Below are 11,072 nucleotides of genomic sequence, written 5' to 3'. Positions count from 1 at the left end.
GTGAAACGATGCATCGCCGATGGTAGTGTGGGGTTTCCCCATGTGAGAGTAGGTCATCGTCAAGATTAACTTCCGAAACCCCTATCTGCATCTGCAGGTAGGGGTTTTGTTTTGCGCGCAAGAAAAGTGGGCGCTGAACGCTCAGCGCAACTTCAGGCACGCACTGCTGCCCCAGCCGTCCGACAGTGCTAAGGTTCGGCCCTAGCTTTTGCATTTTCCAAGGAAGCCTTTATGCCGGACGCGACGTCCCTCAGTGCTGGTTTTATGGTGGTTCACGGTAATCGCCTGGACGAGTTGCGTAGTCTTGTTGTCAGTTGGATGCGACGCTATCCGCTTGCACCCTTGGAAAATGAAATCGCCCTTGTGCAGAGCAACGGTATCGCCCAGTGGTTGAAGCTCGCATTGGCTGAAGACCCGGAAGATGACGATATGGGCGGCTGCGGAATAGCGGCCGCCATCGATGTACAGTTGCCTGGCAGCTTTATGTGGCAGCTCTATCGTATGGTGCTGGGTCGTGATGAGATTCCGGCCAAATCCCTGCTGGATAAAGCCCCTCTGACCTGGCGTTTGATGCGCTTGTTGCCCGAGCTGATTGATCAGCCACACTTTGAACCCCTGCAACGCTTCCTCACTCACGACACTGATCTGCGTAAACGCTATCAATTGGCCGAGCGCTTGGCGGATCTGTTCGACCAATACCAGGTCTATCGAGCCGACTGGCTGGAAGACTGGGCAGCAGGGCACCATCAACTGCGCAATGGCAGAGGCGAAGCCAAGACGCTGACGCCCGCAAATTGCTGGCAGGCTGAGTTGTGGCGCGCTTTGCTGCTGGATGTGGGTGAGCAAGGTATGGCGCAAAGTCGTGCCGGAGTTCATCAACGTTTCATTGAGCGAATCAATAGCCTGGATACAGCGCCAAAAGGATTGCCATCCCGGGTGATTGTTTTCGGTATTTCTTCATTACCGGCTCAGGCTCTGGAAGCGCTCGCTGGATTGGCGCGTTTCAGTCAGGTTTTGCTTTGCGTACACAATCCATGTCGTCACCATTGGGCCGACATCGTCGCCGATAAAGATCTGTTACGGCACCAATACAAGCGCCAGGCGCGCAAGGCTGGAATGCCTGTTGCTCTCGATCCGCAAACCCTGCATCAACATGCACATCCGTTGCTGGCTGCTTGGGGTAAACAGGGTCGTGACTATATCAATCTGCTCGACAGCTATGACGACCCCAACAGCTATCGCTCGGCTTTTCGTGATGGACGGATTGATCTGTTCAGCGAAAGTCAGCCGCAGAATATGCTCAACCAGTTGCAAGACGACATCCTTGAACTGCGTCCCCTGAATGAAACCCGCGAGCTCTGGCCTGCGATTGATCTTGTCCAAGACCAGTCGATCCGTTTTCACATTGCCCACAGCGCCCAGCGTGAGGTAGAAATCCTTCACGACCAACTACTCGCCCGCTTCAGTGCCGATCCACAATTACGTCCTCGCGATGTGATCGTGATGGTTCCGGAAATCGACAGCTATGCACCGCATATCCGTGCCGTATTCGGTCAACTGGAGCGAGATGACCGGCGCTTTGTTCCCTTCACACTGGCTGACCAAGGCCAGCGAGGCCGCGATCCGTTGCTGATCGCCGTGGAGCATCTGCTCAAATTGCCCGACAGTCGTTTCCCGGTCAGCGAGATTCTTGATCTGCTGGATGTTCCGGCCTTACGTGCTCGATTCGGCGTAGAGGAGCGCGACCTGCCGACCTTGCATCGCTGGATTGAAGGTGCCGGTATTCGCTGGGGCATGAACGCCGAACAGCGCGCCGGGCTGGGTCTTCCGGATGAGTTGGAGCAAAACAGTTGGCGTTTCGGCCTGCGCCGTATGCTGCTTGGCTATGCCGTAGGCAGCGGCGCTGCTTGCGACGGTATTGAGCCTTACGATGAAATTGGTGGTCTGGACGCGGCGTTGATCGGCCCATTGGTGGCATTGCTCGATGCATTGCAGATCGCCCACCAAGAGCTCACGCAGCCCGCGCCGCCCAAAAAATGGGGTGAACGATTACAAGCGCTGGTGCAGTTGTTCTTCCTGGCCAGTAATGAGCATGACGACTACCTCTTGGCCCAGCTCGAAGAGTTGCGCGAGAGTTGGCTGGAAACCTGTGAGTCGGTAGGTTTGCAGGATGAGCTGCCGCTAACCGTGGTTCGTGAAGCCTGGCTCGCGGGTCTCGATCAGGGCCGCTTGTCGCAACGCTTTCTGGCCGGTGCGGTGAATTTCTGCACCTTGATGCCGATGCGTGCCATTCCTTTCAAACTGGTCTGCCTGCTGGGCATGAATGACGGCGATTATCCCCGTGCGCAACCTCCGCTGGACTTCGACTTGATGGGCAGTGACTACCGTCCCGGTGACCGCTCGCGGCGTGAGGACGATCGTTATCTGTTGCTCGAAGCCTTGCTCTCGGCACGAGATCAGCTCTACATCAGTTGGGTCGGCCGCAGCATTCGCGACAACAGCGAACGTCCCGCTTCGGTGTTGATCGGCCAGTTGCGCGATCACTTGTCGAGCGGTTGGAGACTGTCGAATGGCGATGAGCTGCTTCTTGAAGCGATGACTCAGGAGCATCCACTGCAACCGTTCAGTGCACGCTATTTCCATGAAGGCGATGAGCTATTCAGTTACGCCCGTGAGTGGCAGTTGCTTCATCAGACACACGAAGAAGTCGCTGAGCTTCCAGCGTTAGCGGCCTACCTTCAAGAAGAGCCACTCAGCCTGGACCAGTTGAAGGATTTCCTGCGAAACCCGGTGCGACATTTCTTCAGCCAACGGCTCAAGGTGTTTTTCGAGGCTGCCGAGGCACCTCTGGCCGATGAGGAGCCCTTTGTCCTCGATGCGTTGCAACGCTACAGCTTGAGCGACAGTTTGCTTGAGGCTGCCCTTACCCATCCGGATCAACCCGATCTGGCTTTGGCGGCTCAAGCAAAACGCCTGCAGGGCAGTGGTCTATTGCCCATGGCCGGTTTTGGTGAGCGCTTGCAACAGGAGTTGATCGAGCCGCTGCCTGACTTGCTCCAGCGTTATCAGCAGTTGTTGGCTTTATGGTCGACACCACTCAATAGCGCCTTGCCGGTGAGTTTCGAGCTGTACGGCGTCAGTCTCGAAGGCTGGCTCAGTGGTCTGCATCAGCGCAGCGATGGTGGGTTGTTGGCCGTTACTACGATTCCCAACAGCATTGGTTCGATCAAGACCCGTAAATGGCATCGGCTGACTCGGCCTTGGGTCAACCATCTGGCGGCCTGTGGGAGCGGTTTTTCGATGACCACAGCGCTGGTGGCCAGTGACGACACCTTGTTGTTGCCGCCCATGGAGCAGAGCGCAGCCCTTCAAGCCTTGGGCGATCTGTTGCAGGCCTGGCAAACCGGCATGCGTCAGCCCTTGCCGGTTGCGGTGAAAACCGCTTTCGCCTGGCTGGCTCAGAACGATCCGGTCAAAGCCGAAGCGGCCGCACGCAAAGCTTACGAAGGTGACGGTCAGACCACCGACGGCGAGCGTCGCGAAAGCCCGGCGTTGGCCCGGCAATTCCCTGATTACAACGCACTCGTCGCTGACGAAACCTTCGCTGATTGGTGCGACGCTCTTTATCGCCCACTGCTTGAAGCGCCATGGCGATCATTGACCAGTGAGGAGGCACGCTCATGACGACGAAGACACCTCTGGCGCTGGCTTTCCCCCTGCGCGGCAGCCAACTGATCGAGGCCAGTGCCGGGACCGGCAAAACCTTTACCATCTCTGCGCTCTACCTGCGGCTGGTGCTTGGCCATGGTGGCGAGGCCGCCGGTTTTGGCCGCGAGTTGCTGCCACCGCAGATTCTGGTGGTGACCTTCACGGATGCCGCGACCAAGGAGCTGCGTGAGCGTATCCGTACCCGTTTGGCCGAAGCTGCACGATTTTTCCGCGATGAAACGCCGGAGCCGGATGACCTGATCGCCGAGTTGCGTGAGCAGTACAGTCCTGAGCAATGGTCAGGCTGTGCCAATCGTCTGGATATCGCCGCTCAATGGATGGACGAAGCGGCCGTTTCGACGATCCACAGTTGGTGTCAGCGCATGTTGCGCGAGCACGCTTTCGACAGCGGTAGTCTATTCACCCAGACCCTCGAAACTGATCACAGCGATTTGCTCGGTGAAGTGCTGCGCGATTACTGGCGGCTGTTTTGCTACCCGATGCAAGGTGATGCGTTGAACTGGGTACGTGCCAACTGGGGCGGCCCGGCTGCCTTGTTGCCGCGAGTGCGAGCCTTGTTCGCCAGTGAGCGAGGCCCTGATGATGGAAAAGAACCTGCCCAACTGATCGAAGCCTGCTTGCAAGAGCGGCGCAAGGCTCTGCTGCAACTGAAGACGCCATGGCTGCGATGGGCCGCCGAGTTGCGGGAGATCTGCCTGCAAGCTGTCGCCGACAAGACCGTCGATGGACGCAAGATGCAGGCGCGTTACTTCGAACCCTGGTTCGAAAAAATCAGCGCGTGGGCCGAGGACGAATCCCAGGAGCAATTGGATATTGGCACCGGCTTCAGTCGCCTGACACCGGATGGCATGGCCGAAGCCTGGAAAGGTCAGGCGCCGAGTCATCCGGGACTGGACGCCATGCCCGGCCTGAAAGCCAGTCTGGATGCCTTGCCAACCCCGGATGCCGCAGTCTTGCAACATGCCGCGCGGTGGGTGGGTACGCGCTTCGAAGAAGAAAAGCGTCGCCGCGCCGAGATGGGTTTCGACGACATGTTGCTGCGGCTCGACGCGGCGCTGCAAGCCGACGGTGGCGAACGTCTGGCGACCTTGATCCGCGAGCAATTTCCGGTCGCGTTGATCGATGAATTCCAGGACACCGACCCGGTGCAGTACCGGATCTTCGAAAGCATTTATCGCATCGAAGCCAATAATCCCGAATGCGGCCTGTTCCTGATCGGCGACCCGAAGCAGGCGATCTACGCCTTCCGTGGCGCCGATATCTACACCTACCTGCGCGCGCGTCAGGCCACCAGTGGACGCTTGCATACCCTGGGCACCAACTTCCGTTCCAGTCATGGAATGGTCAACGCGGTAAACCATGTGTTCGAGCGCGCCGAGTCCCGTGAGCTTGGGCGTGGTGCGTTTCTGTTTCGGGAAAAAAACGGCGAGAACCCCGTACCCTTTCTGCCCGTTGCTTCTCAGGGGCGCAAAGAAGTTTTGCAGATCGATGGTCAACCGCTGCCCGCGCTGAATATCTGGCAGTTGGCCGCCGAACAGCCATTGTCCGGCGTGGTTTACCGACAACAACTGGCCGCCGCCTGCGCCAGTGAAATTGTCGCGCTGCTCAATGGCGGTCAGCAGGGCCACGCGGGATTCGCTCAAAACGGCAAGGATTTGCGAGGCCTGCTCCCGGCCGATATCGCGATTCTGGTGCGTGACGGCAAAGAGGCCCAAGCGGTACGCGGTGAATTGTCCGCCCGTGGGGTACGCAGCGTTTACCTGTCGGACAAGGATTCGGTGTTCGCTGCTCAAGAAGCCCATGACCTATTGGCCTGGCTGAAGGCCTGCGCCGAGCCGGATGTCGAGCGGCCGTTACGTGCCGCGCTGGCGTGTATCACGCTGAATCTGCCGCTGGCCGAACTGGAACGCTTGAATCAGGACGAGTTGGCCTGGGAAGCGCGGGTCATGCAATTCCGTGGTTATCGGGCGATCTGGCGTGGCCAGGGCGTGTTGCCGATGCTGCGCCGTCTACTGCATGACTTCCAGTTGCCTCAGGCGTTGATTGCTCGCAGCGATGGCGAACGGGTGCTGACCAATCTGCTGCACCTGTCCGAATTGCTGCAACAAGCCGCCGCCGAACTGGATGGTGAACAAGCCTTGATCCGGCATTTGGCCGAGCATCTGGCGTTGTCTGGCCAGGCTGGCGAAGAACAAATTCTGCGGCTGGAAAGTGATGAGCAATTGGTCAAAGTGGTGACCATCCATAAGTCCAAAGGCTTGGAATACCCGCTGGTGTTTCTGCCATTCATCTGCTCGGCAAAACCGGTGGATGGCAGTCGCCTGCCGCTGCATTACCACGACGCCACAGGCAAGGCGCAAGTATCGTTGAAACCCACCGCAGAGTTGATTGCCCAGGCCGATGACGAGCGTCTGGCTGAGGACCTGCGGTTACTCTACGTGGCGCTGACCCGCGCGCAACACGCCTGTTGGCTGGGCGTCACAGACCTCAAACGTGGCAATAACAACAGTTCGGTCCTGCATCTCTCGGCGTTGGGTTATTTGCTGGGTGGCAGCCTGCCTTTGACTGAGTCGGCCGATTTGAGCCGCTGGCTGGAAGATTTGCAACAAGGCTGCGAGGCGCTGAACTACAGCGAAATGCCCGAAGCCAGCGAGGTCCGTTTCAATCCGCCGCGCAACGAAGCGATCTTGCTTGCGCCGCTGATTCCCAAACGCAAGGCTGCCGAGAACTGGTGGATTGCCTCTTACAGCGCCTTGCGCATCGGCGAGAGCATGAGTGCCGGCAGCGACGAAGCGCCGGAAAGCCCGCAAGCGCAAAAGCTGTTCGACGATGAACGACTCGACCCTGATGCCCCTCGGGAAGTGATCGCCAGTGGTGGCGATATCCACCGTTTCCCCCGTGGACCGAACCCGGGGACTTTTCTCCATGGTCTGCTGGAATGGGCCGGTAACGAAGGCTTCGCCGCGGATCGGCAAAGCGTCGAAGATGCCATCGCTCGTCGCTGCAACCGCCGTGGTTGGGAAGGCTGGATCGGCACATTGAGCGATTGGTTGCTGCACCTGCTGCAAGTGCCACTGCGTATCGGCGCAGGGCAGCCGCCGGTGGTGTTCGAGCAGCTGACCCAGTACCGGGTCGAGATGGAGTTCTGGTTTGCCAGCCATAAAGTCGACGTGCTGAAACTCGATGAACTGGTGCGCCAACATACCCATAACGGCGTTTCCCGGGTGGCGGCTGAACCGGTGTTGCTCAATGGCATGTTCAAAGGCTTTATCGACCTGACGTTCGAGCACGAAGGGCGTTATTACGTCGCCGATTACAAATCCAACTGGCTGGGCGTCGATGACCTTGCCTACACCGAGCAGGCGATGGAGCAGTCGATTCTCGACAACCGCTACGACCTGCAATACGTGTTGTACCTGTTGGCCCTGCATCGTCAGCTCAAGGTGCGGCTCGCCGATTACGATTACGACCGGCACATGGGCGGGGCGCTGTATCTGTTTTTGCGCGGTACTCAGGCAGCGAGCCAAGGTGTGTATTTCACCCGTCCGCCGCGGGAGTTGATCGAACGTCTGGATCGGCTGTTCCAGGGTAAACCGGAACAACCCAAGGCCGAACCCGCCTGGGAACAGGGAGTATTGCTATGAGTCGTTCCTTTGCCGATTTGCTGCCCACCCCATTGGCCGCTGAAAGCCTGGCGGATCTGGCACCGCTGAGCCGAGCCGAAGATCTGCTGCTGTTGCTTGGGCGCTGGGTCGAACGCGGTTGGCTGAGGGCGCTGGACAAAGCTTTTGTCGCTTTCCTTCACGAACTGGAACCCCACGGCGACCCGCTGGTGTTGCTGGCGGCGACGTTGACCAGTCATCAACTGGGTCACGGCCACGTCTGCCTGGATGTGTTCGAGACCCTCAAGGAGCCGGACTTCGCTCTGTCGTTGCCGCCGGAAGGGGATGTGCAGACCGGTTCCATGCTGTTGCCTTCGCAACTGCTCGAAGCGCTGGACGGCGCGCACTGGTGCAAGGTGCTGGCGTCCAGCCGATTGGTGGCGTTGGCCGTCGATGGCTCTGACGAAGCGCAGCAGCGGCCGTTGGTGTTGTCCGGCAAGCGTTTGTACTTGCGGCGTTACTGGGCTTACGAACGGCGCATCGATACCGCGCTACGCCAACGTCTCGCGACTCAAGAAACAACGCCCAATGATCTGCCTGAGCGCTTGAGTGGTTTGTTCGGTGCGACCAAGAGCGGAGCGCCGATCGATTGGCAGAAACTCGCCTGCGCGCTGGCGACTCGCGGTGCTTTCAGCATCGTCACCGGCGGCCCCGGTACAGGCAAGACCACTACCGTGGTACGCCTGCTGGCACTGTTGCAGGCGCCAGCCGTGGAGTCTGGTAAACCGCTGAGAATCCGTCTCGCCGCACCCACCGGCAAGGCCGCCGCACGACTGACCGAATCCATCAGCCAACAGGTTCGAACGTTGGAGGTCGCTGACAGTGTGCGGGACAAGATCCCCTCTGAAGTCACCACCGTGCACCGCTTGCTGGGTAGCCGACCCGGCACCCGGCATTTCCGTCACCACGCGGGTAATCGATTGCCACTGGATGTACTGGTGGTCGACGAAGCCTCGATGATCGACTTGGAGATGATGGCCAATCTGCTCGATGCCTTGCCGGCCCACGCCCGTCTGGTGTTGCTCGGTGACAAGGATCAGCTGGCCTCGGTGGAGGCCGGTGCGGTACTCGGTGATTTGTGCCGCGATGCCGAGGCTGGTTGGTACAGCCCGCAGACTCGCGACTGGCTGGAGGCCGTCAGCGGTGAACATTTGGGTGCCAGCGGATTGCAGGAGGACACCGAGGGCGTTCACCCGTTGGCTCAGCAAGTGGTGATGTTGCGCCACTCGCGGCGCTTCGGTGAGGGTAGCGGTATTGGCCAGTTGGCGCGTTGGGTCAACCAACAGCAGGCCGAGGAGGCGCGCAAACTGTTGGCTATTCGCACTCATGCTGATTTGTTCTCGCTGGCGCTCAAGGGTGAGCAGGATCGCGCTCTGGAGCGGCTATTGCTTGAAGGGCATGGCGAAGGTCCACAGGGTTATCGGCATTACTTGAGCCTTCTGCGCAACCAACGACCGGCAGTCGACACCGCGCTCGAGGATCCGCGCTGGACCGAATGGGCGCGCGACGTGTTGCACGCCTTCGATGCTTTCCAGTTGTTATGTGCGGTGCGCAAGGGCCCTTGGGGCGTTGATGGTTTGAATCTGCGCATCACCAGCGCGTTGCTCAAGGCCCGGCTGATCGACAGCGATCAGCAATGGTACGAAGGTCGCCCGGTGCTGATGACCCGCAACGATTACGGCCTCGGCTTGATGAATGGTGACATTGGCATTGCACTGAAACTGCCGGAGCATGAGGGCTCGCAGGCCCGCCAGGTGCTGCGCGTGGCGTTCCCGCGTAACGATGGTCAGGGCGGCGTGCGCTTTGTGTTACCCAGCCGGCTTAATGACGTGGAAACCGTGTACGCCATGACCGTGCACAAATCCCAGGGTTCTGAATTCGCCCACACCGCGTTGATCCTTCCGGATGCCTTGAATCCGGTACTGACCAAGGAGCTGATCTACACCGGGATTACCCGGGCCAAGGACTGGTTCAGTCTGATTGAGCCAAGGCCAGGTGTGTTCGAAGAGGCCGTGCGGCGCAAGGTCAAACGCTTGAGCGGGTTGATGCTGGAGTTGGGGTGATCGGGGGCAGTACCAGTGGCGAGAGGATTTGACCTCTCGCCACACAGACTTGGCCAGCTCCCGCGTCTACTACTCAGCCGCCAGCAGCATTTCGGGCTGGGAGGTCAGGCCCATGAAGCGTCGGACCCGTTCCCCGGCCCGCTCTTTGCGTATGGCGTAGGGGCTTGCATCCAGCTGAATATGTCCGTTTTCCATGAAAATAACCCGATCAGAAATCGACATGGCGAAGTCCATCTCGTGGGTCACGATCAGCATGGTCATACCTTCTTTTGCTAAATCGCGAATCACGTTCAATACGTCGCCCACCAACTCCGGATCGAGGGCTGAAGTCGGCTCGTCGAACAGCATGATTTTCGGCTCCATGGCCAAGGCTCGGGCAATCGCTACCCGTTGTTGCTGGCCACCAGAAAGCTGATGCGGGTATTTGTGTGCGTGGGCCAGCAGCCCGACCTTATCCAGCAGTGCATAGGCGCGTTGTTCGCTCAAGGGCTTGGCGCTGCCGTGGAAACGCGGTGCCAGGGTGATGTTGTCGAGAATGCAGCGATGGGGGAACAGGTTGAAGTTCTGGAAAACCATCCCGATATGCCGCACGCCGCTGCGAACCCGGGCGCTGTTGGGGGTGTCGTCGCAGCTGATGAAGCTTTCGCCGAACAGTTTGATCTCACCTTGATCAATACTTTCCAGGCCGTTGATGGTGCGGATCAACGAAGTTTTACCTGAGCCTGACGGGCCGATGATTGAGATTACCTGACCACTGCCGACCGTCAGGTCGATGCCCTTGAGCACCTCGTGATTGCCATAGCGCTTGTGGATTTTTTCCAATTGCAGAACCGGTGCCGCACCGTGGTTGGCCGGGAGGCCGGTAGTGGCGATCAGTGGTTGGATTTTTGCCTTGAGTCGGGCCACGGCAGTTTCGTCGAGCGTCTGTGGTTTGCGTTGGTTCAGATCCAGATAGCGTTCCAGTCGGTGCAAGAACCAGCCGAACACGCTCACGATAAACACGTAATACACCGCTACCGCGCCGAGGGTTTCCATCACCAGGAAGTTTTGCGCGTACAGGCGCTGGCCGACGGTGAGCAGTTCGGTCAGGGAGATCACCGAGATCAGCGACGTCAGTTTCACTACGGTGATGTATTCGTTGATCAATGTGGGCAGGGAAATGCGAAAGGCTTGAGGTATCACGATCAAACGCTGCAAGCCCAGAAAGCCGATACCCAGAGCACGCCCGGCTTCTTTCTGACCCTTGGCTACCGAAATCAGGCCGCCACGATGGATCTCTGCCATATACGCCGCTTCGGTTATCACCAGCGCGAACAACCCGGAATAAAACGGATCGGACAGTACCGAGCCGGTCATCGGAAATAATTGCGGCAGGTTGTAGACGAACACCACCAGCACCAGCAGCGGGATGCTGCGAAAGAACCAGATGTAAACCGCCGACGGTAATTTAAGCCAGGGGGAAGCAGACAACTTGGCCGAGGCCAGGAGAAAACCCAGCAACATGCCGATGAACCAGGCCAGCGAACTGAGCTCGATCACGGTGACACAGGCTTGCCAGAAGGCAGAGTCTGCGAACAGGGAGAAGAAATACGTCCAATCGAATTGCATAAGTACCTCG

General features: G+C 58.8%; 4 protein-coding genes. 3 read left to right on the top strand and 1 reads right to left on the bottom strand.

Features of this window, described 5'->3' with window-relative positions; genetic code table 11:
• The first annotated feature begins 231 nt into the window (after nucleotides 1-231).
• From recC to recD, 3 genes are read left to right on the top strand one after another with little or no spacing between them, the layout of a single operon-like run.
• Nucleotides 232-3,684: an exodeoxyribonuclease V subunit gamma gene (gene recC, locus ACN1C3_RS26850; protein WP_419118759.1), complete on the top strand. Its 3,453-nt coding sequence runs from the start codon at nucleotides 232-234 to the stop codon at nucleotides 3,682-3,684.
• Nucleotides 3,681-7,373: an exodeoxyribonuclease V subunit beta gene (recB, locus tag ACN1C3_RS26845; protein ID WP_419118758.1), complete on the top strand. Its 3,693-nt coding sequence runs from the start codon at nucleotides 3,681-3,683 to the stop codon at nucleotides 7,371-7,373. Before recC ends, recB begins: the two co-directional genes overlap by 4 nt.
• Nucleotides 7,370-9,454: an exodeoxyribonuclease V subunit alpha gene (recD, locus tag ACN1C3_RS26840; RefSeq protein WP_419118757.1), complete on the top strand. Its 2,085-nt coding sequence runs from the start codon at nucleotides 7,370-7,372 to the stop codon at nucleotides 9,452-9,454. Before recB ends, recD begins: the two co-directional genes overlap by 4 nt.
• 69 nt (nucleotides 9,455-9,523) lie before the next feature.
• Here recD and ACN1C3_RS26835 read toward each other — a convergent pair whose 3' ends face one another.
• Nucleotides 9,524-11,062 (bottom strand): amino acid ABC transporter permease/ATP-binding protein, encoded by a 1,539-nt coding sequence (locus tag ACN1C3_RS26835; protein ID WP_419118756.1) that lies wholly within the window; start codon nucleotides 11,060-11,062, stop codon nucleotides 9,524-9,526.
• Between the last annotated feature and the right edge of the window lie 10 nt (nucleotides 11,063-11,072).

This window comes from Pseudomonas sp. H11T01 (genome assembly GCF_048515765.1).
Classification (GTDB): Bacteria; Pseudomonadota; Gammaproteobacteria; order Pseudomonadales; family Pseudomonadaceae; genus Aquipseudomonas.
The sequence above is the reverse complement of the archived record's forward strand: the minus strand, read 5'-3'. Positions and strand labels throughout refer to the sequence as shown.